Here is a 23,494-nt window from a genome sequence, read left to right as displayed (position 1 = left end):
CAGACTGACTTCACTGCTGATGGGCGGCGGCCGACTTACCCAGGTCCACACCCGTGGCGACCTGATCGAGTACCTCACCGCTCTTGTCGGTGATCTTCAGGCGCACCGGCAGATTGGCATAGTCCCGGGCCAGCCAGATATCGATCTTCAGATCGCCTCGATGGCCCGTACTGCCAAGATGGTAGGCCGAAACCCGGCCCGCCGGCACCTCGATCTCCTCGATACCGAGATTCTCGATCACCGAGCGCACTGCACTCTTCCCGGTCACGACCAGCAACTCAGCATTTAGCGGACCGTCCGGCTGGAGGGACAGGTGGTGCATCAACGAAAGCACATCCTGATCGCCTTCTGCAATCGAGAACTCCCTCCGGCGCTCACCCGCCACCAACACCACCTTGGCGGATGACCAGTCGAAGTCAGCCCGCTCACGCATCCGGCCATCCCTTTCGACGGTGAATTTCTCGGGCTGCAGTCCGCCGGGGCCGATCCGGCCCTCACTACGCTGCACCATCCGGAACGGCTTGATCAAACCCACCAGGCCCGACGTCTCAATGACCGTCTCCATCGAATAGTGCTCCTGGTCATGGGTCCACGCATGGGTGGTGCGGCCGATGATGAAATTCTGCTCACCCCGAATCACGTTGTACTGGATCTTGCCGGACGCAGCCCAGAGCTCGCCCAGGCTCGGCCCGGCCCCCTTGGCCGGCATGCCTCCCGCACCGCCCTTGCCACTACCGGAAGCCGCCTCGGCCTCGGCCTCGACCACCGGCGCGGGGGGGGAGGCCTGATCAAGGCCTTCACCCGCACTGCCCAAGGTTGAACCGTCGGGCTCTGGCTGGGCCATCGGGGTGGAGGAAGTCTCGGGTTCGGCCGGTTTCGCGGGTTTGCGGGGCCGCGGCCTGGGCCGGGGTGGTGGCGCGTCACCCAAGATCACGCGCTTGTCATCCGGGCTCTTCAGCGCAGGCTTTGGCAGCGGCGTGAGGCGGGCATCAAGGGGCGGGAGAACACTTGCCTTTTCGTTGGGCACCTCCCAGGCCGGCCCGAAAAGCGCAAGCAGATGCGCCACGGCGGACACCGCGACGGCAAAGATCAGCGTGCGGTTGTATCCCTCGGCTGCAGCCATCGACAACTCAGGCCTCTACCGGCGGTACCGTCCAGCCATCAGGCCCTGCAGACTCCCCCGTCACCTTTACCCGGCCAGCTTCGGTAACGGCCAGCCGGCCCTCGACAAACCAGCGCACGGCTTGCGGGTAGATGCGATGCTCCTGGGCCAGCACGCGGGCAGCAAGGCTGTCTTCGTCGTCATCGGCCAGCACCGGCACTGCGGCCTGGATCACCACCGGACCGCAATCCAGAGTCGGCGTCACAAAATGCACCGTCGTACCATGAACCCGCACGCCAGCCTCCAGGGCCCGGCGATGGGTGTGCAGCCCCGGAAAGGACGGCAGCAGGCTGGGATGGATGTTGAGCAAGCGGCCCGCATAGCGATTGACGAACCCATCGGTCAGCACCCGCATGAAACCGGCAAGCACCACCAGGTCAGGAGATAGGGTATCGACAAGCTCGGCCAGGGCCGCATCGAAGGCATCCCGACTCGGATAGGCCTTGTGGTCAACAACCCGGGCCTGGATGCCATGGCGGACAGCAAATTCGAGGCCGGCGGCATCCGGCCGATTGGAAATGACGGCTGCGATGTGGGCACCGGGAATCTGCGCCCGGACAATCGCCTCCATGTTGCTGCCACGACCGGAGATGAGAATGACGACGTTCTTCATGCTCGACCTCAACCCGCCGCAGGGGCACGGCGGCTCTTCAGCCAGCCCAGGAAGATCGGGATCAGCGAGATGGCGATGATGCCAAGGATCACCACCGACAGATTCTTCTTGACCACGGGCATGTTGCCGAAACCGTAGCCAAGCCAGGTCAGCGAAAAGATCCAGATGCAGCCCCCCAGGAAATCAAGGGCCACGAAGCGGCTGTAGGTCATCCGCGCCACGCCGGCCACGAAGGGCGCAAAGGTACGCAGCAGGGGCAGGAATCGGGCAATGATGATCGTCTTGCCACCGTGAGACTCGAAGTACGCGTGGGTCTTGTCGAAGGCTGCACGGTTGAACAGGCGGGAGTTCTCCCAGCGGAACACCTTGGGGCCGATGGAATGGCCGATCCAGTAGTTGGTGTTGTCGCCCAGCACCGCCGCCGCGAGCAGCACGCCACAGAGTACATAGATGTCCATTCCACCTGTGGCCGCCAGGGCCCCCGCCACGAACAGCAGCGAGTCACCCGGAAGGAAAGGAAACACCACCAGACCGGTCTCACAGAAGATGATCAGAAAGAGGATCACGTAGATCCAGGTGCCGTACTGGGCCGTCAGGGCAGCCAGATGCACGTCCAGATGCAGGATGATGTCGATGAATTGAGTGAGCAGTTCCATTGCCACGCCACAAGTTAACAAGACCGCCATGATACCGGAGCCGGGCAGGTGCGGCTTGGCACGGACAACCGTACGGGCAGCCCGCGGACGCCCATGCTCGACGGCGCTCGCTTTTGGATTTTCGTTTCCCGGCTCGAAGCTCGTGAAGAAATCCTGGCAAACGGCCCCGCTTCACGCGGGGAATCTCAAGCACAAAAGGGGTACGGTGAGCTGCGTGGGCTCAGCACGAACGCAAAAAACCCGCCAATCGCGGCGGGCCTTTTGCCTCCCCCGGTATGTAGCGCGCGTCAGGCGCCAACAAACCGGCCACTACTGCGCGCCGCCTGGGCCAGTGCAGCCTTCACGGCCATCACCTTGTTGGCGTAGGGCGTCGCAGGGTCACTGGAACCATTGTATTGCTGCAGGGCACGCTCAACCGACCCGGTGGTCTGGATGTACTCCTTGAGCACTTGAGCGCCGACACGGATATTGGTGTCGGGATCAAACAGGGCAGCCCGATCAGACTTGACGTCCACCTTGTCCGGGTGCCACTTGGGGATGATCTGCATCAGGCCCTGGGCGCCCATCGGGCTTTCGGCGAAGGGATTGAAGCGCGACTCGATGGCCATCACGGCCACCAGCAACAAGGGATCGACACCGATATTGCGCCCGGTCTGCTGGGCCGAGGCCAGCAGGGGCTCAAGAGCCACGGCAGAGACCTGATAGCGTTTGGCGATATAGATCTTGACCCGTTGCAGGTCTGGGCTCAGCTTGGCGGAGGGGCTTTCGACGACTTGAACCAACTCCGGCTCAGCGTCTTCCACCATCGCGGTGATGGCAGGATCTTCGGTGAAACTACCCAGGGAAAGCCCCTGGATACCATGATTGGCGATACGGGACGCCACGAAAAGGGTAACGATCAGGCCAGCGACGAGAAGACCGCCGTGGGCGAAATGAAGCATGAATGAAGCCGCGTGACGTGCGTACTTCGCGATACGAGTTGCGAACATGGGCTCTCCTTTCTGTGGCCACGGCCCGTGAATGCCCACGCAAACCCGTGCCTGAAAACAGGGGCACGGAGAATCCGCTTGTATCGCCCGACAGCCCTGGAAATGCAGAGTCGGGTTCAACTCATCAGCCTGAAATACGGCCGACGGCAATCAAAAGCCAGGTCGCCAGGGGTTGATCCAAACACGCTGACGCAACCAGACAGCGTGCCAAAAAATAGTATCGAAACCAGACCTTGGGACGGTCAGTAGCCGGAGGGAAGAGGCCCGGCCATGCGACGGCTTCGACACCGACGTGTAACAAAATTTATGCGTGCTGCACTGCACACAAATCGCATTCTATTGATTCGACTGGGTTTTGTCAAACCGGGGCATCTCGAAGCCCTTTCAAACGGATTCCAATGACATTCCCGCAAAGCCCCGCAGCATGTTGTCCTCCGCATCTCTCCCGGCGCAAAGCCAGGCCCCAAGCGGCTTTCCGAAACCGACCCGTCACCCCTAGCCAGGCCGCGCCGTGACTGGAAATGGCCAACGCAGAAAGGCATCGTCAGCGGGGTCGGCAGCATCCTCCGGTTCAACCATCTGCCCCACTTCGCCATGCCCGGCATCGGCCAGCAGACGCCGCAGATGCCCCCATGAGAACCATGGGCCAGGATCGGTCTTGCGCCCGGGCGCGATGTTGGAATGGCCGGTGATTCCTGCAACCGGAAAACGCGCGCACAGGTCGGCCAGCAGCCCGGCAAGGGTCTCGTACTGGATCGGCTCGAAGGGCAGCGTATCGCACCCCTCCAGTTCAATACCGATGGAGAAGTCGTTGCAGCGCTCCCGTCCACCCCAGGACGAAACCCCCGCGTGCCAGGCGCGCAGTTCGGGTGCAACGAACTGGATCAGCTCGCCGGTACGCCGGATGAAGTAGTGGGCCGACACCCTGAGCATGTGGATCTGCGCGTAGTAAGGATGCCCGGCCGGATCGAGACGGTTGGTGAAGAGCTGCTCAACGCCCAGGCCACCAAAACGATCGGGAGGCAGGCTGATGGCATGGATGATGATGAGCTCGGGCAAAACGCCATCGGGACGGGCATCAGCGTTGGGAGAGGGAATCAGACGTGGATCGGGCATGTTCGGCCTGAAAACAAGGTCGTAAAAATAGCCACAAAAGGCCAAAAGCCCCGCAGATCACTCTGCAGGGCTTTTGGCCGAATCTGCAACCCGGGAAATCAAGCCCGGGTCAGATCAATTTCCGTTACACACCCGGACAGCCAGGGCTAGTGTACTTGACTGCAGCATTGGAGGCACAGCTCCAGACGCCCGCGGCCGTACGACTCCATGTAATCGTCTTACCGTTGACGGGGGCGGGACCGCTATTGATGGTGCAGATGAAGGTCGCAACACCAGCGGCGTTGGTGGCAGCAAGGCCACAATTGCCCGTAGTGGCCTGCATGCCCGAGGCAGTCATCGCTTCAGCATTGGTCAGAGCGGAATTACGGGACAGTTCGGTTTCGATCAGCTTCTGACCGGAGGAAACCTCAGCCAACGCAGCGCTCCACTTGGACTTCGCCACGTAGTCCTGATACTGGGGCACGGCAACAGCCGCCAGAATGCCGATGATCGCCACAACGATCATCAGTTCGATCAGGGTAAAACCGGCTTGAGCTTGCTTTTTCATGATGACATCTCCTATGAACGGCTGAATATGGGTTTGGAGCATTTCGGATCTGCATATCGGCATCCGATGTGGAACGTATTGCAACCCCCGTGCCAAGCTGACGAAAAAAGATGTAACTCCTTATTTATCAATCATCTAAAACCACAAGCCTGCCTCATCGGCACGGAACACAAGCCTCTCAAACTTTGGCAGGTGACGCATTGCGTCACCTGCCATGCCCAAATGCGGCAGGCATGCCCTTGCGGAGCACAGGAAACACGACGCCCACCATTCCACGACGAGACAGCCATTGCGCACCATATAGGTGCCATTGCCATAAAAAAGCACGATTATGGTGCATCTATTTTAGCCATGCATTGTAAATCGCTTTGTTTCTAAAGCGTTTCTTTCGAAGCAGGATTGGCATGGCACCTGCTTGGTGCCTCGCTTCGTTTCCGGAGCCCAAAATGGAGCAAACACATCACGCCAGCAATGTCCTCTTCGTACTGCTGGGCGCCATCATGGTGCTGGCCATGCATGCCGGCTTTGCCTTTCTCGAACTCGGTACCGTTCGCAAGAAGAACCAGGTCAATGCCCTGGTCAAGATCCTGACGGATTTCGGCGTCTCGGCCCTCGCCTACTTCTTCATCGGCTACACCGTGGCCTACGGCGCCCACTTCTTTGCCAGCGCCGAAGTGCTGTCCCAGAAGAGTGGCTACGAGATGGTCAAGTTCTTCTTCCTGCTCACCTTTGCGGCAGCCATCCCGGCCATCATCTCCGGTGGCATCGCCGAGCGCGCCCGCTTCCACCCCCAGAGCATCGCCACCTTCCTGCTGGTGGGCTTTGTCTACCCGTTCTTCGAGGGCATTGCCTGGAACGACAACCTGGGCATCCAGCCCTGGCTGGAAGCCGCCTTCGGGGCCAAGTTCCATGACTTTGCCGGCTCGGTGGTGGTGCACGCCGTCGGCGGCTGGATCGCCCTGCCCGCGGTGCTACTGCTGGGCGCCCGGCGCGGCCGCTACACCAAGGACGGCAACGTGGCGGCCCATCCGCCCTCGAACATCCCCTTCCTGGCCCTGGGCGCCTGGATCCTCACCGTGGGCTGGTTCGGCTTCAACGTGATGTCGGCCCAGACCCTGGACAAGATCAGCGGCCTGGTGGCCCTCAACTCCCTGATGGCAATGGTCGGCGGCACCATGGCTGCCATGGTGCTGGGCAAGAATGACCCGGGCTTCATCCACAACGGCCCTCTGGCCGGTCTGGTGGCCGTGTGTGCCGGCTCCGACCTGATGCACCCCATCGGCGCCCTGATCACCGGCCTGGTGGCGGGCGGCCTCTTCGTCCAGCTATTCACCCTCACCCAGAACCGCTGGAAGATCGATGACGTGCTCGGTGTGTGGCCCCTGCACGGCCTGTGCGGTGCCTGGGGCGGCATTGCCGCAGGTATCTTCGGTGCCAAGGCCTTGGGCGGCATGGGCGGTGTCAGTCTGGCCGCGCAGTTCATCGGCACCCTGGGCGGCATCGTCGTCGCCCTGGCGGGCGGCTATCTTGTCTATGGGCTGCTGCGTGCCACCATCGGCATCCGCCTGGATCCGGAAGAAGAGTACGAAGGCGCCGATCTGACCATCCACAAGATCACCGCCACACCCGACCGGGAAACCCATTGGTGAGCACCTGAGCGTCGCCCGGGCGCATTTCTGTGCGCCCATGGATTTACCAGCGCTCCTTGGCTGTATAAAATAACAGCAAAGGAGCGCCCATGCACCCCCCGTCCTGCCCCCCGGCGGCCCCGACCGCCTGCCCCACCTATCTCGACACCCTCAACGATGCCCAGCGCAGTGCCGCGCTCCATGGCATCGGCACCGGGGCGGAAGACGGCCCGCTGCTGGTCATTGCCGGCGCGGGCTCCGGCAAAACCAATACCCTTGCCCATCGGGTCGCCCACCTGCTGGCCCAGGGTGCCGACCCCGGGCGCATCCTGCTGCTGACCTTCTCCCGGCGCGCCGCCGACGAGATGACCCGGCGCGTGCAGCGCATCGCTGCCAAGGTCTCCCCCCGCCACGCCCGCCTGGTCAGCGGCGGTTTTCCGTGGGCGGGCACCTTTCACAGCGTCGGCGCCCGACTGCTGCGGGAATTCGCCGGGCGCATCAGCCTCGACCCGGCCTTCACCATCCACGACCGGGAAGACTCCGCCGACCTGATGAACCTGGTGCGTCACGAACTGAGGCTGTCGGCAAAGGGCAAGCGTTTCCCCCTCAAGGGCACCTGCCTGGCCATCTACTCGGCAGCCGTGAATACCCGCGCGCCCCTGACGGAAGTACTCCTAGGCAGCTTTCCCTGGTACGCGGGCTGGGAGGGTGACCTGAAGGCCCTGTTCCGCGCCTACGTAAAGGCCAAACAGGCCCAGCAGGTGCTCGACTACGATGACCTGCTGCTCTACTGGTCGCAGATGGTGTCCGAACCCGCGCTGGCCCGGGAGGTGGGCGAGCGCTTCAGCCACGTGCTGGTGGATGAGTACCAGGACACCAACCGCCTGCAGGCCGCCATCCTGCTGGCCATGAAGCCCGACGGCCGCGGCCTCACCGTCGTGGGCGACGACGCCCAGAGCATCTACAGCTTCCGCGGTGCCGACATCCGCAACATCCTCGACTTTCCTGGGCACTTCGACCCGCCCGCCCGGCAGGTCACCCTCGACCGCAACTACCGCTCCACCCAGCCCATCCTCGCCGCCGCCAACGCTGTCATCGACCAGGCCCGCGAACGCTATTGCAAGAACCTCTGGACCGACCGGATCTCCGCCGCCCGTCCGCGCCTTGTAAGCATTCGCGACGAGGCCGATCAGGCCGCCTGTGTGGTGGAGCAGGTCCTCGCCCGCCGGGAGGAAGGCCTCAAGCTCAAGCAGCAGGCGGTGCTGTTCCGGGCGGCGCAGCACAGTGCCCGACTGGAGATCGAGCTGACCCGGCGTCACATTCCCTTCGTGAAGTTCGGCGGGCTCAAGTTTCTCGAGGCCGCCCACATCAAGGATCTGCTGGCCGTGCTGCGCTGGGCCCAGAACCCTCGCGACCGGGTTTCCGGCTTCCGCGCCATCCAGCTGCTGCCCGGCGTCGGCCCGAAGATCGCCGGGCGCATCCTCGACAACGTCCAGGCTGCGCCCCCCGGCTGTGCCCTGCTCCCCGAGCAGCCGGTCCCCGACGCGGCCCGCCCGGGCTGGATGGCATTCGCCGGCATGGTCGAGCAACTGGCCGCCTCCACCGCCTGGCCGGCCCCCCTCGAACACATCGCCAACTGGTACGAAACCCGCATGGAGAGCCTCTATGACGACCACGAGGTACGCAAGGCCGACATCCAGCAGCTCACCCGCATCGCCGCCACCTACCCCAGCCGCGAGCGCTTCCTCACCGAACTCACCCTCGACCCGCCCGACGCCACCAGCGACGAATCCGGCAAGCCCCTGCTCGACGAGGACTACCTCATCCTGTCCACCATCCACTCAGCCAAGGGCCGGGAATGGCCCGCGGTGAGCATTCTCAACACGGTGGATGGCTGCCTCCCTTCCGACCTGGCCACCGGCAGCGAGCGGGAGATCGAGGAAGAGATGCGCCTGCTCTACGTGGCCATGACCCGCGCCCGGGACCACCTGGACCTGCTGATCCCCCAGCGTTTCTACGTCTCGGGTCAATCCGCCACCGGCGACCGTCATGTATACGCCAGCCGCAGCCGCTTCATCCCCAACCGTCTGCTCCCCCACTTCGAACAGATCACCTGGCCCGAAGCCGAGATCCAGACGGCCGCCCGGAATGAAACCCGCCAGGCTGCGGTTGATCTGGCAGCGAAGATGCGGGCGATGTGGGATTGACGAGGCAGGCGCAGCCTTCTCCAAGCTACTTGGCCAGACTAGACTAAGCCTTACAACCCCGTGGAGGTGATGATGGATCCCGTCAATATGCCGCAGGCCAAATCGTCCCTGTCCCGTCTGGTGGAGGCCATTGAGCGCGGGGATTAACGCGAGATCGTCATTGCCCGCAACGGCCGCCCCGCCGCCCGCCTGGTGCCCATGGACACGGGGCTCCACGATAGGCGGATCGGCGTGGCAAAGGGTGTGTTCGAAGTGCCTGACCACATTGATGCCCACAACGACGAAGTCGCCCGGCTTTTCATGGGCGGGGGACAGCCTTGAATCTGCTGCCCGACACCCACGACACCCTGCGTTACTTTGAAGATTCAGGCTACCGACTTCTGCCCATCGACGCCAAACATGCGGTTCAAGCTGAAACACGCCCACCCCACCACCACGATCCATTCGACCGGACGCTCGTTGCCCAGGCCCGGGTCGAACCCATGTGCCTGATGACTCACGACCCCATCGTCGCGCGCTATGGCGATACGATCATGCAGGTCTGATCCTCCATGTCCGCCCTATGACGCCAAGCACAACACCACCGAACCTCCTGCTCATCACCGCCGGACTGCTCCTTGTCGTCCTCCTGGCCCTTTCCGGCTGGCAGCCCTACGACCGGGCCACCTGGCTGATGGAAGTAGCGCCCGTGATGATCGCCCTGCCTATCCTCGTGGCGACCCGGCAGCGTTTCCCACTCACATCCCTGCTCTACGCCTGCATCTTCATCCATGCCCTGATCCTGATGCTGGGCGGGGCCTACACCTATGCGCGGGTACCGCTGGGCTTCCAGCTGCAGGATCTGCTGCACCTGGGTCGTAACCCCTATGACAAGATCGGCCACTTCGCCCAGGGCTTCGTGCCGGCACTGGTCACCCGGGAGATCCTGCTGCGCGGGCATCACGTAGAGGGCCGCAAGATGCTCGCCTTCCTGACGGTGTGCGTGGTGCTCGCCATCAGTGCCACTTACGAGTTCATCGAATGGGGCGCCGCGCTGGCCCTCGGCCAGGGTGCCGACGAATTCCTGGGTACCCAGGGCGACCCCTGGGACACCCAGTCGGACATGTTCTTCGCGTTGTTGGGCGCCATCACGGCCCTGGTCGTCTTCAGCCGCCTGCACGACCGTCAGTTGCGGAGCCCTAACTACCCATGATCCCCCGCCCCAGCCCCCGGAAGGCATGGACCGGGCCAGTGGCGATCACGCTGGCGCTCGTGACCACATCGACACTCCATGCCGCGCCCGCCGCCTGGTATCGATGGGAGAGCCAGCTCGACGCACGCCGGGTCTGCGCCCAGACATCGCCGGGGGCCGCCTGGACCCGGGTCAGCGGGCCCTTCCGCGACGCCGGCTGCCGTCAACCACGCTGACAGCCCCGGTCTACTGCCCGCTCAGACGCTTGGCGAAGGACACGGCGTAGGCAGGTGAACGGAACAGCAGGATGGGGTCCCGGCTGGGTGCAATGCCGTCCGCCATGACCAGCGGATCAAAGTTGATCGGCTCGCAGGCGGCGCCCGTCTGGGGCATGGCCTGCACGATGCTGAGCGTGCCGGCCCGGAACTCTCGACGTTCGGCGGGCCAGGCCACGGTCGGGTCGTCATCCGGATCCCCCGGCTGGCCGACGGACACCAGCATGTCCCAGCGGGCCGCCCCCTGCGTAGTTCGCGCGATCAAGGCCTGCTCGAGGAAGTCCGCCCCGGCCGCCTTCAGGGCGGCGTCGCCGAGGGGCAGCTCGCCGTCCTGTGGCACGAAGCGCCAGCGCACCGGCGTCACCCGCCCCTTGCGGTCGATGAAGCGGAAAGTATGAATCCCCCAGTAGGTGCTGTTGGCATAGCTTGCCGGCGGATTGTGGCTGGCCAGGTACTCGGCCTGGGCCAGGCTGTCCGGGTGGCTTGCCTTGAATGCCTTGAGCTTCTCCGGGTCGGGCTTGCCGGTGGTCGGGTCCGGCCGCAGGGCATGCATCAGGTCAAGGAAGGTCCGGGGCTGCGCCGCGCCAAAGACGGGCGTGTTGAGCATGGTCATGTGGTGCACCTGCCCTTTGGGCAGTCGGAATTCAAGCGCCATCCCCCGCCCGCTGCGCGCCGTGTCCGGCGCCTTGGGGTTGCCGCCCGAGAGGGAGAATCGGGCCACCACCGGCACCCCCTTTCCCGAGAACAAGGGCGAACGGGAATACCGGGCAGCCTCACGGCTACCCACGAACTCACCCAGCGCACAACTGCCCTTGATGTGATTGCGGCGGGCACCCGGCGTCACACCAAAACTGCCCTCAATGGCCCCGACGACTTCGGGTGCATCGGGCTGCGGCAAGTCGGCGGCAAGACCCGACAGGGACGACATTGCAAAGCTCGCAGCCAATGCACTGCAAACGGAAAAAAGGCGCATGAAGATACTCCGGGAGATGTATGGGAGGGAATCACGGGAGAAACACCAACCCGGCGCCGCCGTCAGGCCGCGCCGGGAGGCTCAACGACTTTCCAACTGCTCGTAGACCGCCGTGGCGATCCCTGCCAGGGTGTCCTTGGGAATCCCGGCCGACAAGGCGTAGCCGAACTTGCCATCAATCCAGTAGAAGACGTTCACCGGCCCCTCCTGGGCAAAGCGGAAGGCGGTGTCGCGATTGCTCGCATTCTCGGTACTGACATAGAGGGTCAGACGCTGTCCGCTGGCGTCGTGATACATGAACTGGGCCACCGGCCCGGTGTTCCCGGGGAGCAGCCGCCCCCCAATCAGCTCGAAGCCCTGCGCCGTGAGCCGGGGAGGCCGAACCGCCGTCCCGAGTCGCTTGGAGAGCCAGGTGATCAGCTGCTCCTCATGCTCTGCACGTATCTCCACGGGCCGCTTCACGTCGGGACTGAACACCACATGGGCCACCGCAGCCTGACGCGGCAGGGGTACGACCGCGGCCATTCCCACTGCGTCCTGCTGCCCCCGTGCGATCCACCCGCCTGCAACGCCGGTGCAGGTCATCAGAACCGCCGCGACAAGCTGCAACCAGGGCCGACGCGGCCGCGCCCGGGGAGCAGCTATGGGAGACCGACTGGCCTGGATCAGGGCTTCCGGAAGGGGCTCGTCCAGAACCGGGGCGAACATCCGGCGCAGGGCTCTCTGCTGTTCGCGAAAGGACTCGAGACGCCGGGCCCCATCGGGATGGGCGGCCAGCCAGACCTCTACGGCCCTGTGGCGCTCGGGCGGCAGCTCGCCGTCGAGAAAGGCATGGAGATCCGCATCGGTGACAGGGCTGGAGTTCATCGCACCACTCGCAATTGGGGAGACGGGGCCTCGCCCGCCAGGATCTGGCGCAGGTGTTCGCGCCCTCGAGACAGACGGGACATCACTGTCCCGACAGCAATACCCAGGGTGCTCGCCACGTCCGCATAGCGCATCTCCTCAAGGGTCACAAGCAAGAGCACGGCGCGCTGCTCCTCCGGCAACTGCGCCAGGGCGGCGGCCAGATCGGCCACTTCAATGCGGTCGCTCTGATTCGCGCGCACCGGCAGTTCAGGCACATCATCATCGATGGGAACAAGATCCAGCCTCGGCTTGCGTAATTGGTCCATCCGCAGGTTGTGCATGATGGCAAACAGCCACGGGCGCAAATCACCATCTGCCCGCCATTGCCCGAAGCGCGCCCAGGCACGCTCGAGCGTGTCCTGCACCAGATCGTCAGCGGCGCAGCGCTCCCCCACCAATGCCCGCGCATAGCGGCGCAGGCGCGGCAGTTCGGCAAGAAGCGTCTGTCTGTCCATCAGCAATCAGGGCCTGACAACGTGCCAGACCGAGTTGAAACCGTCACCGGTCCGGTCACCGGGCTTCTGGTCCTTGACCCAGCGATACAGGGGTTTGCCCTTGAAGGCCCATTGACGTGCCCCGTCGTCCCGTGTGACGACACTGAAATCGACTCCGCCGGCCGTTCCATCGACAACCATCAAGGGCGGCCAGTTTGCGGCGCAGGGGCCGTTGCAGACGCTCTTGCCCGAATGGGCCGCATCCTTGTCAAAGACGTAGAGCGTCATGCCCGCGCCATCCACGAGCACACCGTCCGCCAATCGGGCCGGCGCTGCGCCCGTGGTGGTGGCGTATCCGCCACACGCCACAAGCAGACCGGAGAGCAGGAGGGGAAGGATAGTGTTCTTGATGCGCATACAGCCTCCGTTGAAGTGTAGGGGTACACGGAGGTATACGGCGCCCGTAGGCAGTTTATTCCCGCGCCGCGCCTATTCTCCCTTCGACACGTGGAGGCAGGGTCGATGGCCGGGTCCCCCCTGACGAACGGGGGCGTGCAAGTGCAAAAAGGCAGCCAAAGCTGCCCCGTTTGCCGCGATCGCCAGGAAAGAGCGGTGTTAGCCCTTCACCCGCGCCCGATCAGTCTTGCTGTAGTTGCTGAAATGCCCTTCCTTCGCCGCCTGCTTGCGCGCGCTGGCAATAATGCCGGCGGACTTCCCGGGGGCGGCGGGCATGGACACCAGTTTCTCGACCTGCTCGGCACCGCAATGGGGGCAGGGTGGAAGGGCATCGGCGCGGGCAATGCGCTCGAAGATCCGATCACAGGACAGGCAGTGAAAATCGTAGATGGGCATGGGACGCTCCGGCAGGCGGTAATGGCAATGCCGCCCCCGGCCGGCGGGGGCGGTGAAGACGGGTCAGAACTTGACCAGCACGTCCTCGTTGCGGGCGATGAACTGACAGGCCAGCCGGTACGGCGGCGGCAGGTCCTTCTCTTCCGCATCGGCAATCTGCTCTTTGGTGATCTTGCCGGCCAGGCGAAGGGCAACCTTCTCCTTTTCGGTCAGGGCAATACCCATGGGGGTCTTGCCGGAGAGGATCTGGACCTCGACGCAACAGGAACCGCACTCGCCGTTTTCGCATTCGAATTCGACGGGGATCTTGTTGTTCTGCGCAATCAGCAGCAGGGTATGGGTGTCGCCGGCCGTCGCGTAGACCGTGACGTCCTTCTTCATCTTGGGCGAGCTGAAAGTGATGTTGGCCATGATGGCTTTGCCTTTGTCCGGTAGTAAGAACGGGGAGGCCCGGAGGCCTCCCCTTCCGCGGTGCTTAGCGGATGATGTCGTAGGAGTAGTCGGTGGTTCCGATGCCGATGGTGTTGGCATCAAGAGCCTCGAAGTACTCGTCGAGCAGCATGGTCAGCACGCGCAGGGCACCCTGGTAACCCCAGATGGGGAAACGATGGTGATGGTGGCGATCGAAGATCGGGAAGCCCAGACGGATCAGCGGGGTGCCGCAGTCACGCTCCAGGTACTTGCCGTAGGTGTTGCCGATCAAGAAGTCCACCTTCTCCGTGAAGAGCAGGGAGCGCATGTGCCACAGGTCGGCCTTGGGGTAGGCCTTGCAGTTCTTGCCGAAGGGGCTGGCGTCGAGCAAAGCCTGGACCTTGTCGGCCCACTCCTTGTCGCCGTTGGTGGAGAGCACATGGACCGGCTCGGCACCGAGCTCCAGCAGGAAGGCGGTCATGCCCAGCATGAGGTCCGGATCCCCGTAGAGGGCGAACTTCTTGCCGTGCAGGTGGGCCTGGCTGTCGGCGATGGCATCGACCAGACGGCCGCGCTCGAGCTCGAGTTCCTTGGGAATCGGCTTGCCGGTCAGCTCGGAGACCTTCATCAGGAAGGCATCGGTGCCGGTCACGCCCATCGGGTGATGGAAGCTGGCGGTTTCGTGGCCATGCTCCTTGATCAGCTTCATGGTCTTCTCGGTGGAGTAGCCCTGGAAGCTGATGGTGGCCTTGGCGTTGATCGCTGCTTCAACCTGGGCCTTGGTGGTGCCACCGTCGTACATGCGGAACTCGCCGTCGGTGGGGGTGTTCCACACGTCGGACGGGTCGCACAGGATGGTGTGCTCGACGCCCATCAGGTCCAGCATGCGACGAATTTCCGGCAGGTTGCCGCAGACGAAGCCGTCGAAGCCGCCGATGAAGTTGATGGACTCGTTGGGGATGCGGGTCAGGGCCGTGCCCTGGCCGGCCTTGCCGTCCCAGAAGTACTTGATGATGCCCTGCAGGGCATTGTCGTAGCCGGTGATGTGGCTGCCGACGAAGGCCGGGGTGTGGGCAAAGGGCACGTCGAACTCGGCGGGGATGGAACCCTTCTGCTTGGACGTCTTGATGAAGGCGTCCAAGTCATCACCGATCACTTCGGCCATGCAGGTGGTGGAGACGGCGATCATCTCCGGCTTGTACAGGTTGAACGTGTTGGCGAGGCCGTCAATCATGTTGTTGAGGCCGCCGAACACCGCCGCATCTTCGGTCATCGAGGAGCTGACGCAGGAGGTCGGCTCCTTGAAGTGACGGGAGAAGTGCGAACGGTAGTAGGCCACGCAACCCTGGGAGCCATGCACGAAGGGCAGGGTCTTTTCGAAGCCGACGGCAGCAAAAACGGCGCCCAGCGGCTGGCAGGCCTTGGCGGGGTTGACCGTCAGGGCTTCGCGGGCGAAGTTCTTCTCGCGATATTCCCAGGTCTTGGCATATTCGATCTGCTTGGCCAGTTCTTCGGCAGGCACGCGGAACTCGAACTGGCTCCGCTTGTTGTCGAACATGGCCTTGTATTCCGGCTCGCGGAACAGATTTTCGTGGTCGAGGACCTTTTCAACATTTTGGGGCATGTCAGCACTCCTTGAATCAGTAATCAGGGCGGGGGCGGCGGGGCCACAGCCCCGCCCGGAAGAAGAATTAGGCAGCCTTCTTCCACGGAGCCTTGGCAAGGCCCCAGACCGGCGAGTTGATCGCCATGTCCATGTCACGGGCGAAGATCGCGAAACCGTCGTAGCCGTGGTACGGGCCGGAGTAGTCCCAGCTGTGCATCTGACGGAAGGGCACGCCCATCTTCTGGAAAACGTACTTTTCCTTGATGCCGGAACCCACCAGGTCGGGCTGGACCTTCTCGACGAACTTCTCGAACTCGTAGCCGGTCACGTCGTCGTAGATCAGCGTGCCGTCCTTCACGTAGTGCGTGGTGCGCTGATAGTCGTCGTTGTGGCCGAATTCGTAGCCGGTGCCGACCACTTCCATGCCCAGATCCTCGTAGGCGCCGATCACGTGACGGGGACGCAGGCCACCCACGAAGAGCATGACCTTCTTGCCCTGCAGGCGCGGCTTGTACTTGGCGATGGTCTCGTCAATCAGCTTGCGGTACTTGGCGATGACCACCTCGGCATTGGCCTTGATGGTGTCGTCGAAGTGGCTGGCGATCTCGCGCAGGCTCTTCTCGATCATCGTCGGGCCGAAGAAGTTGTACTCGACCCAGGGGATCCCGTACTTCTCTTCCATGTGCCGGCTGATGTAGTTCATCGAGCGGTAGCAGTGCAGCACGTTGAGCTTGGCCTTGGGGGTGTTCTCCAGTTCGGCGATGGTGCCGTCGCCGGACCACTGGGCGATCACGCGCAGGCCCATCTCCTCGAGGAGGATGCGACTGGACCAGGCATCGCCACCGATGTTGTAGTCACCGATGATGGCCACGTCGTAGGGGCTGGATTCGAACACGTTCTTGTTCGGATCGACCTTGTCGAAAACCCAGTCACGCACCGCATCGTTGGCGATGTGGTGGCCGAGGGACTGGCTGACGCCGCGGAAGCCCTCGCAACGCACGGGAACGATGGTCTTGCCTTCGTATTCCTTGGCCTTCTTCTTCGAAACGGCCTCGATGTCGTCGCCGATCAGGCCGATCGGGCACTCGGACTGGACGGTGATGCCCTTGTTGAGGGGGAACAGTTCCTGGATTTCGTCGATGATCTTCTCGAGCTTCTTGTCGCCGCCGAAGACGATGTCCTTCTCCTGGAAGTCGGACGTGAATTGCATCGTGCCGAAGGTGTCGATGCCGGTCTCACCGATGTAGTAGTTCCGGCGCGAGGCCCAGGAATACTGGCCGCAGCCCACCGGGCCATGGGAAATGTGGATCATGTCCTTGATCGGGCCCCACACCACGCCCTTGGAACCGGCGTAGGCACAGCCACGAATCGTCATCACGCCCGGCAGGGACTTGATGTTGGACTTCACGCCGCAATCCGGCTTGCCATCCTCGAAGGTGCCCAGGTGCTTGGCACGCTTCTTGGCGGTCTTTTCCGGGTAGGCCTTCAGCACTTCTTCGATAAGTGCCTTGTTTTCTTCAACGGTCAGGCTCATTTCATTGCTCCTGTCATTTAGTCGGGTGGGTCGAGAGTAGAGAGCGGAGAGTCGAGATCAGGCCATGTCGGCCGGTGCCCGAAGGCACCGGAGGAGAGCCGGCACGTACAGCCCCGACTCTCGACCCTCGACTCTCGACGCGTCAGGCGGCGAGCTCGGCAGCGGTCTTGCCGATGACGGACTCGTCTTCCTTCTTCATGATGCCGAAGTCCATCAGCAGGTCCTCGAGCTCATCCATGGTGATCGGGGTCGGGATGGTCCCGTTGCCGGCGTTGTTGTGAACCTTCTCGGCCAGCTGACGGTACTCACCGGCTTGCTTCGAATCCGGGGCGTACTCGATCACGGTCATGCGGCGCAGCTCAGCGTGCTGAACGATGTTGTCGCGGGGAACGAAGTGGATCAGCTTGGTGCCCAGCTTGCCAGCCAGAGCCTCGGCCAGTTCCAGTTCCTTGTCGGTCTGGCGCTCGTTGCAGACCAGGCCGCCCAGACGCACGCCACCGGAGTTGGCGTACTTCAGAATGCCCTTGGAGATGTTGTTGGCGGCGTACATGGCCATCATTTCGCCGGACATGACGATGTAGATTTCCTGCGCCTTGTTCTCACGGATGGGCATGGCGAAGCCGCCGCAGACCACGTCACCGAGCACGTCGTAGGAGACGTAGTCGACGCCGTCGTAAGCACCGTTTTCCTCGAGGAAGTTGATCGAGGTGATCACGCCACGGCCGGCACAACCAACGCCGGGTTCCGGGCCACCGGACTCGACGCAACGGATGTCGCGATAACCCACCTTCAGAACGTCCTCGATTTCCAGATCTTCAACCGAGCCGGCTTCAGCAGCCAGGGACAGAACGGTGTCCTGGGCCTTTGCGTGGAGGATCAGGCGGGTGGAGTCAGCTTTCGGATCGCAACCGACGATCAGGATTTTCTGACCCATTTCGGCCAGAGCGGCCAGGGTGTTTTGGGAGGTGGTGGACTTACCGATACCACCTTTGCCGTAGAACGCAATTTGACGAAGTGCAGCCATTTTCGGATCTCCTGAATGAAATGAACGGGTGTTTGCTTCACTGACGAATTCCGGGTGTTGGGACCCATCTACCTTGCAACCGGAATGCAGCCTCTCGTGTCCGTCTTGCTCTTCGTATTCACACGCTTCGGCGAGCCTTTATCGGTGCGAGGAGCATTCAGCAATCGCCGTGCCAACCGTGAAATATTTCTTCAAATCATTGTTTTTTAATTGAAAAATAGATTCACCCAGGGTCCGGGCAATGATTGGAGGGTGTGTGTGGAATACGACAAAGGGCCCAGCGCTGTCAGGAAGGGCACAGACGCCCGACGTCTCACCTGACACCCGACGACAACCCGACAATGAGATCCAAAGCACTGACGTGAAAGGCTTTTATTGAAACAAGCGGACTTCGGCAGCGGTTCGGCACAACAATTGCCTATATAAGGCCGACAGACGGCCCCGGCAGATCAGATCGCCACTCGCCGCAAACCAGGAGCCACCACCATGAGCAAGCCGGACACCCCTGACAGCACCCCACCAGCCTGCCCCGCCCGGGTCGTGGTGGGCTATCTGCGGCGCGATGGCTGGGCCGTTCCCGTGTATGGCGAACCGACCCACACCGGCCTCCACGGCGCGGACACGAACACGCCACCCGCACCGTCGGTCACCTCGGTGCCCAGCGGCACCAACCCCCACTTCGCCCGCCTGGGAGGCGTGACCATCATCGAGCAACTGGTGGACCGCTTTTACGCCCTCATGGACACCCTTCCCGAAGCCGCCACCATCCGTGCCATGCATGGCCCCAACCTGGCCCCGGTCAAGGAGGTGCTGGTGCGCTACATCACGGAGTGGACGGGCGGACCCCAGGTTTACTCCGCCGAACGCGGCCACCCGCGCCTGCGCCGCAAGCATCTCCCCTTCGCCATCGGCCAGGCCGAGCGCGACGCCTGGATGCTGTGCATGACCCAGGCCCTCGACGAGGTGGTCGCCGACCCGGATCTCAAGGATCAACTCACCCGCGCGTTCGCCAAGACCGCCGATTTCATCCGCAATGACAAAGGAAGCAGTCATGACCACCACTCTCACTAATGCCATCCTCGACCTGGACGAAAAGGGCCGCCTGCTCAACCCGGTCTTCAAGGGCGAGACCAAGAAGGCCGGCCGCTACGGCTTCCGGGGCGATGTCGCGCTGAAGTTTGCCGAGCAGTTTGCCGACGAAAAGCGCCCGCCCGAGATCGTCACCGATCAGGTCATGATGGTCTGCGACGATGGCAAGACCATTCCCTTCTTCTCCAGCTTCCTGCTGTCCTTTGAATACCTGGCTCTGGTGCACGAAGTCCTCGGCCCCTACTTCACACCCACCGGCAAGTACATCGTCTTCTGCGACAACATTGATCTGTCGAAAAAGTACACCGTGAAGATGGGTGACATCAGCTACACCGTGCTGCCCATCGACGAGGCCACCGTGTACAACGAAACCCTCGAACTGCTGTACCTCGAGAAGAACGACCTGAAGAAGCTCGACACCGCCGGCAAGCTGGACGCCGTCGCCAACGCGGCCACCAAGTTCTCGGCCACCTACGCCCCGCTGACCTTCGAGGAAGGCCTCAAGATCATGGGTCCGATCCGCGATCTGGGCGCAAACCGTCCCGTCTGAAACCAGGCTGCCCCATGAACGAGCCGTCGCCCCGACGCGGGGCGGTGGCTGAGGACTGGGCCGGAGAAGGAAGGGGCACCGATCCCGGCCGCTGGTACTCGACCAATCTGGTCGGGCTGCCGGTTGGCCTGCTCGGCTCCACGGCCTTCAACACCCACCCTCAGCCATTCGCCATTTCCGGCGTTCGCGAGACCCACCGCGGCCTGTTCCGGCTCCTCGAAAGCGCCGGAGACCTGACCGCCGCTTCAGCGGTCTTCCGGCACTTCATGGAGATCGTCTTCGGCATCGCACCGCCCGAACCCGGCACCCGCAGCACACCGCGATCACGGCATCGCTCCAGCTACCTCAAACTGCTGCAGGGCTGGGGGCTGGACTCCAATTCCGCCGCTGGCGCCGTACTGAAAGGCTGGGCTGAAAGCCGTTTCGGCCTGGTGCCCACCTTCCACAAGGCGCCCCTGGGGCGGTTTCCATCGCCGGCGTGGATTGCCTATATCGAGGAAAAGGGCAGCAGCCGCTTCCACAACAACTGCATCCACCAGCAGCTCGATCTGCTGTTTGAATACTGCCAATGGGCCATCCAGCGCTTTGGCCAGCCCGCCCGGGATTTCGTCACCCTATGGCGCGGCATCAACGACTTCACGGAGCAGCGAGTGGTCGCCGGTGACCGGCGTGACCGTGCCTGCGTCCTGCGCCTGAACAACATCGTGTCCTTTTCCACCTCCCGCGAGCGCGCCGACGAGTTCGGCGACTGGATCCTCGAAGCGCACGTTCCGGTGGTCAAGATCCTGTTCTTTCCCGGCCTGCTGCCGGGCGCCCCCCTCGCCGGAGAAGGCGAGGTGCTGGTGATCGGCGGCGAATACGAAGTGGTGGCCCGCTATGCTTGATGCACTCCTCCTGCGCACCCATCCGTCCATACTGCCCTCCGGCCTGCGGCCCGGCAGCCTGCGTGACAAGGCCCTCGGCGCCTATCTCGGCTTGGCCATCGGTGACGCCCTGGGGGCGACCACCGAGTTCATGACCCCGCGGGAAATCGTCGCCCAGTACGGCGTCCATCGCCACATGACCGGGGGCGGCTGGCTCAAGCTCGCGCCGGGCCAGGTCACCGACGACACGACCATGTGTCTGGCCCTGGGCAAGTCCATCCTCGACGCCGACGGCTGGTGCATGAAAGCCGTTGCCGAGGCCTATGTGGCGTGGCTGCGCAGCAAGCCCGTGGATTGCGGCAACACCTGCCGGCGCGGTATCCGTCGCTACATGACCGATGGTTCCTTCGCCGGGCCGGCGGGCGAAGGTGACGCGGGCAACGGCGCAGTCATGCGCAACCTGCCCGTGGTGCTCGCCACTCTTCACAACGAAGCGGCCTTCGAAGCCCGCAGCCTGGCCCAGGCCCGCTTCACCCACAACAACGCCCTCTCCGACGCCGCCACCCTGATCTGCGGGCGCCTGCTCCGCCGCCTGCTGCTCGGCGGACGCCTGTCCGAGGCCCGCCCCCTCGCAGACGCGTTCGTTGTCGACCACCCCATGTTCCGCTTTCAACCCTATCCCGGGCGAGCCAGTGGCTACGTGGTGGACACCCTGCAGACAGTCTTTCATTTCACCTTCACCGAAAGCACTTTCGAAGACGCCCTTATCGGCGCCGTCAATCGCGGTGACGACGCCGACACCACCGCCGCCCTTGTTGGCATGCTGCACGGTGCCCAGTGCGGTGCCAGCGCCCTGCCCCGCGCCTGGCTCGATCGGCTCGACCGGACCATCGCTGCGGCCATTGTCAAACAGACCGACGCATTGCTGAATCTGGCCGCCAGACCGCGGCCCTGATCCCAAACCGGAGGCCCCATGACCCACGTCGTCTTCTATGAAAAGCCCGGATGTGGCGGCAACGCCAAGCAGAAAGCCTGGCTCGAATCGGCCGGCCATACCCTTGACGTCCGCAGCCTGCTCGCCTGGCCCTGGACCGCGGACAGCCTGCTCACCTTCCTCGCCCCGCTGCCCGTGGCCGAATGGTTCAACCGTGCCGCACCACGGGTCAAGTCGGGTGAAGTCGTACCGGAACAGCTCGACCGGGATGCCGCCCTGGCCCTGTTGCTTGCCGAACCCCTGCTCATCCGCCGCCCCCTGATGGAAGCCGACGGGCGCAAGCTCGTCGGGTTTGAACCCAACGCGGTGGCGGCGTGGCTGGACAGTCCAAGCCTCGCCGAACTGGACGGACGGCGCACCGAAGGATGCGCAGCCAACATTTCGGGGAAGAAGTGCTCGGCCTGATTGGAGCAACATCCGGGAAGCCGGAGGGACCGTAGGGGCGACTTCAGTCGCCCGCGGACTTCGATCAAAGGCATGCCGGTGATCGACGCGCGGATGGGCGACTGAAGTCGCCCCAAATCGCCCCCAGCGGTAGACACCGCTACGGCCATCGGACGACGCGCCAAACCGCAGCGTTCATGAGCTCTGTGGCCGGAATCACCGAAAAGCCATTGACCGGAACCCGCAGGCGAGCGTTCGCTCACCCACGGGCGTCACTCACTCAGACGAAGCTGAGCAACTCGATGGTGACGGGCTCTTCGCCCATCAGGGTCTGGCAGGCCAGACGCGACTTGCTGCTGACGCCCACCAGGGTATCGAGCTTTTCGTTCTCGAGCTTCTGGATGCGCGGAAGGGTCTTGCGGCCCTCCTGGATGAAGATGTGGCAGCTCCCACATTCGGCCTTGCCCTCACACTTGTGGCGGATGCTTTCTCCTGACGCGAGGATGGCACTGAGAAGCGTGGCACCGGCGGCGACCTCAACGGCCTTGCCCGAGGGCTGGATGGTAAGTAGAGCCATGGAAATTCCTTCTTGCTTGCAGATGAACAACGAAAATGGCCTTCAGCCCAGACGGGCCAGAAGGGCGGGAACGAATACGTCCAGGGACAAGGGGATGCGCTCGATCCCCTGCTCGGCGAGGAAGCGCGCTTCCATGCGGGTCGGTTCGTCGGGCAGCACTGCCCAATGGCGGTCCGACGAACGCTTCATGATCTGGCGGGCAAAGGCGCGGGGAAGCTGATCATTGAAGCGGCAACCCACGAACAGGAAGTTGCTGCCCGTGCGCAGGCGCTGGACTTCCACCGGAATCGGCGTCTGAATGTCGATCTCGGTCAGCACTTCCACGTAATCGGTATCCGACACCAGATAGTTACCCGCCGGGCCATGGGCACCGATGGGCTTGTAGAGGATGGTCTTCCAGTCCGGGTTGCAGTCGGGCACGGCATTGCCCGCCGCGTCATACCACCCCGTCCAGGTACCGAAATGCTCGGATTGGGCCAGCCCCTGGACCTGCCCCCAGCTACCGGTGGGGGCATGGGCGGCCAGGGCCGTGGCCATGGCATCGTCGTACCAGGCGTCGACGATCAGCGGAAAGCCGAAGCCGGCGAGGCTTTCATGCAGGGGAGCCGGCTTGGGTGGCGCTGCAAAGGCCTCGTTCATCAGCCCCACCAGGGTCTTGCGGTGCTTGAAGTTCTCGATGTACTGGGCCGACTGGGTAAGCCGGTTGCGGATCTTGTGGGGCACGGAGCTCTTGGCCGTGAGCTGGGTCACCAGCGCTTCGGGGGTGGCCGGCACCGCATAGTCGGGGGCCAGGGCGAGCACGCGCGGGCCGAGATAAGGCACCACGCGACCTGCGGCCAGGGCCTCGACCAGGCTGACGGGAAGACCGTCGGGCAGGATGGCGGAAGGAGCGATATCGGGAGTGGCGAGAGTGGTTGTCATGGGAAACCT

27 protein-coding genes are annotated in these 23,494 nt (G+C 63.4%); 10 read left to right on the top strand and 17 right to left on the bottom strand.

Features of this window, described 5'->3' with window-relative positions:
- Nucleotides 1-10: 10 nt before the first annotated feature.
- From J0L98_RS04570 to J0L98_RS04545, 6 genes are all read right to left on the bottom strand, one after another.
- Complete coding sequence (locus tag J0L98_RS04570) at nt 11-1,123, bottom strand: DUF3108 domain-containing protein (protein ID WP_296410352.1); 1,113 nt, start codon at nt 1,121-1,123, stop codon at nt 11-13.
- A gap of 7 nt (nt 1,124-1,130) precedes the next feature.
- Complete coding sequence (purN, locus tag J0L98_RS04565; protein ID WP_296410351.1) at nt 1,131-1,775, bottom strand: phosphoribosylglycinamide formyltransferase; 645 nt, start codon at nt 1,773-1,775, stop codon at nt 1,131-1,133.
- An 8-nt stretch (nt 1,776-1,783) separates the two neighbouring features.
- Nucleotides 1,784-2,431, bottom strand: coding sequence for a DedA family protein (locus J0L98_RS04560; RefSeq protein ID WP_296410350.1), 648 nt, complete (start codon nt 2,429-2,431; stop codon nt 1,784-1,786).
- 287 nt (nt 2,432-2,718) lie between these two features.
- The gene (locus J0L98_RS04555) at nt 2,719-3,420 is read right to left on the bottom strand and encodes a transglycosylase SLT domain-containing protein (protein WP_296410349.1); all 702 of its coding nucleotides are present in this window, start codon (nt 3,418-3,420) and stop codon (nt 2,719-2,721) included.
- Nucleotides 3,421-3,915: 495 nt separating this feature from the next.
- The gene (ampD, locus tag J0L98_RS04550) at nt 3,916-4,536 is read right to left on the bottom strand and encodes a 1,6-anhydro-N-acetylmuramyl-L-alanine amidase AmpD (RefSeq protein WP_296410348.1); all 621 of its coding nucleotides are present in this window, start codon (nt 4,534-4,536) and stop codon (nt 3,916-3,918) included.
- 124 nt (nt 4,537-4,660) lie between these two features.
- Nucleotides 4,661-5,083, bottom strand: a complete 423-nt coding sequence (locus J0L98_RS04545) for a pilin (RefSeq protein ID WP_296410347.1) — start codon at nt 5,081-5,083, stop codon at nt 4,661-4,663.
- Between the two features lie 446 nt (nt 5,084-5,529).
- Between J0L98_RS04545 and J0L98_RS04540 the strand changes: the two genes are divergently transcribed.
- The 5 genes from J0L98_RS04540 (at nt 5,530) to J0L98_RS04520 (ending at nt 10,325) form a co-directional block, all read left to right on the top strand.
- A complete protein-coding gene (locus J0L98_RS04540) occupies nt 5,530-6,732 on the top strand; it encodes an ammonium transporter (protein WP_296410346.1) in 1,203 nt (400 codons plus the stop codon).
- Between the two features lie 89 nt (nt 6,733-6,821).
- Nucleotides 6,822-8,918 carry an ATP-dependent helicase gene (locus J0L98_RS04535; protein ID WP_296410344.1) on the top strand — a complete coding sequence of 699 codons (2,097 nt, stop codon included), beginning with the start codon at nt 6,822-6,824 and terminating at the stop codon, nt 8,916-8,918.
- Between the two features lie 317 nt (nt 8,919-9,235).
- Nucleotides 9,236-9,463: a type II toxin-antitoxin system VapC family toxin gene (locus J0L98_RS04530; RefSeq protein WP_296410343.1), complete on the top strand. Its 228-nt coding sequence runs from the start codon at nt 9,236-9,238 to the stop codon at nt 9,461-9,463.
- 17 nt (nt 9,464-9,480) lie between these two features.
- Nucleotides 9,481-10,110, top strand: coding sequence for a DUF2238 domain-containing protein (locus J0L98_RS04525; protein WP_296410342.1), 630 nt, complete (start codon nt 9,481-9,483; stop codon nt 10,108-10,110).
- A gap of 59 nt (nt 10,111-10,169) precedes the next feature.
- The gene (locus tag J0L98_RS04520; protein WP_296410340.1) at nt 10,170-10,325 is read left to right on the top strand and encodes a hypothetical protein; all 156 of its coding nucleotides are present in this window, start codon (nt 10,170-10,172) and stop codon (nt 10,323-10,325) included.
- 10 nt (nt 10,326-10,335) lie between these two features.
- Here the strand turns inward: J0L98_RS04520 and J0L98_RS04515 are convergent, their stop codons facing one another.
- The 9 genes from J0L98_RS04515 to nifH all read right to left on the bottom strand — a co-directional run bounded on the left by J0L98_RS04515 (nt 10,336) and on the right by nifH (nt 18,107).
- Entirely contained in the window at nt 10,336-11,337 is a 1,002-nt protein-coding gene (locus J0L98_RS04515) for a catalase family peroxidase (protein ID WP_296410338.1), read from the bottom strand.
- Nucleotides 11,338-11,418: 81 nt separating this feature from the next.
- A complete protein-coding gene (locus J0L98_RS04510) occupies nt 11,419-12,204 on the bottom strand; it encodes an anti-sigma factor (protein WP_296410337.1) in 786 nt (261 codons plus the stop codon).
- Complete coding sequence (locus J0L98_RS04505) at nt 12,201-12,701, bottom strand: sigma-70 family RNA polymerase sigma factor (protein ID WP_296410336.1); 501 nt, start codon at nt 12,699-12,701, stop codon at nt 12,201-12,203. The genes J0L98_RS04510 and J0L98_RS04505 overlap by 4 nt, the downstream gene beginning before the upstream one ends.
- Nucleotides 12,702-12,707: 6 nt before the next feature.
- Complete coding sequence (locus tag J0L98_RS04500) at nt 12,708-13,097, bottom strand: hypothetical protein (RefSeq protein ID WP_296410335.1); 390 nt, start codon at nt 13,095-13,097, stop codon at nt 12,708-12,710.
- Between the two features lie 198 nt (nt 13,098-13,295).
- Entirely contained in the window at nt 13,296-13,532 is a 237-nt protein-coding gene (locus J0L98_RS04495; RefSeq protein ID WP_296401874.1) for a zinc ribbon domain-containing protein, read from the bottom strand.
- Between the two features lie 63 nt (nt 13,533-13,595).
- A complete protein-coding gene (locus J0L98_RS04490) occupies nt 13,596-13,943 on the bottom strand; it encodes a 2Fe-2S iron-sulfur cluster-binding protein (protein WP_296410333.1) in 348 nt (115 codons plus the stop codon).
- Nucleotides 13,944-14,007: 64 nt separating this feature from the next.
- Nucleotides 14,008-15,567: a nitrogenase molybdenum-iron protein subunit beta gene (nifK, locus tag J0L98_RS04485; protein WP_296410332.1), complete on the bottom strand. Its 1,560-nt coding sequence runs from the start codon at nt 15,565-15,567 to the stop codon at nt 14,008-14,010.
- Nucleotides 15,568-15,634: 67 nt separating this feature from the next.
- Nucleotides 15,635-17,083, bottom strand: coding sequence for a nitrogenase molybdenum-iron protein alpha chain (nifD, locus tag J0L98_RS04480; protein WP_296410331.1), 1,449 nt, complete (start codon nt 17,081-17,083; stop codon nt 15,635-15,637).
- Nucleotides 17,084-17,225: 142 nt separating this feature from the next.
- Nucleotides 17,226-18,107 (bottom strand): nitrogenase iron protein, encoded by an 882-nt coding sequence (gene nifH, locus J0L98_RS04475; RefSeq protein ID WP_296410330.1) that lies wholly within the window; start codon nt 18,105-18,107, stop codon nt 17,226-17,228.
- A 486-nt stretch (nt 18,108-18,593) separates the two neighbouring features.
- On the opposite strand from nifH, the gene J0L98_RS04470 reads away from it, so the two are divergent.
- Genes J0L98_RS04470 through J0L98_RS04450 form a run of 5 tightly spaced genes read left to right on the top strand, consistent with a single transcriptional unit; the run spans nt 18,594 to nt 22,008 of the window.
- The gene (locus J0L98_RS04470) at nt 18,594-19,178 is read left to right on the top strand and encodes a group II truncated hemoglobin (RefSeq protein ID WP_296410329.1); all 585 of its coding nucleotides are present in this window, start codon (nt 18,594-18,596) and stop codon (nt 19,176-19,178) included.
- Complete coding sequence (locus tag J0L98_RS04465; RefSeq protein WP_296410328.1) at nt 19,159-19,746, top strand: hypothetical protein; 588 nt, start codon at nt 19,159-19,161, stop codon at nt 19,744-19,746. Before J0L98_RS04470 ends, J0L98_RS04465 begins: the two co-directional genes overlap by 20 nt.
- Before the next feature lie 14 nt (nt 19,747-19,760).
- On the top strand, nt 19,761-20,630 hold the full coding sequence (locus J0L98_RS04460; RefSeq protein ID WP_296410327.1) for an NAD(+)--dinitrogen-reductase ADP-D-ribosyltransferase: 870 nt from the start codon (nt 19,761-19,763) through the stop codon (nt 20,628-20,630).
- Complete coding sequence (gene draG, locus J0L98_RS04455; RefSeq protein WP_296410325.1) at nt 20,623-21,564, top strand: ADP-ribosyl-[dinitrogen reductase] hydrolase; 942 nt, start codon at nt 20,623-20,625, stop codon at nt 21,562-21,564. The genes J0L98_RS04460 and draG overlap by 8 nt, the downstream gene beginning before the upstream one ends.
- Before the next feature lie 18 nt (nt 21,565-21,582).
- Nucleotides 21,583-22,008, top strand: a complete 426-nt coding sequence (locus tag J0L98_RS04450; RefSeq protein ID WP_296410323.1) for an ArsC/Spx/MgsR family protein — start codon at nt 21,583-21,585, stop codon at nt 22,006-22,008.
- Nucleotides 22,009-22,267: 259 nt separating this feature from the next.
- Here the strand turns inward: J0L98_RS04450 and J0L98_RS04445 are convergent, their stop codons facing one another.
- Nucleotides 22,268-22,564, bottom strand: coding sequence for a 2Fe-2S iron-sulfur cluster-binding protein (locus tag J0L98_RS04445; protein WP_296410321.1), 297 nt, complete (start codon nt 22,562-22,564; stop codon nt 22,268-22,270).
- A gap of 42 nt (nt 22,565-22,606) precedes the next feature.
- Nucleotides 22,607-23,485 (bottom strand): SIR2 family protein, encoded by an 879-nt coding sequence (locus tag J0L98_RS04440; RefSeq protein WP_296410320.1) that lies wholly within the window; start codon nt 23,483-23,485, stop codon nt 22,607-22,609.
- Nucleotides 23,486-23,494 lie beyond the last annotated feature (9 nt).

Source organism: Zoogloea sp., assembly GCF_017302315.1.
Lineage (GTDB): Bacteria > Pseudomonadota > Gammaproteobacteria > Burkholderiales > Rhodocyclaceae > Zoogloea.
Note: the sequence above shows the minus strand (reverse complement) of the source record. Positions and strands in the feature narration are given on the sequence as shown.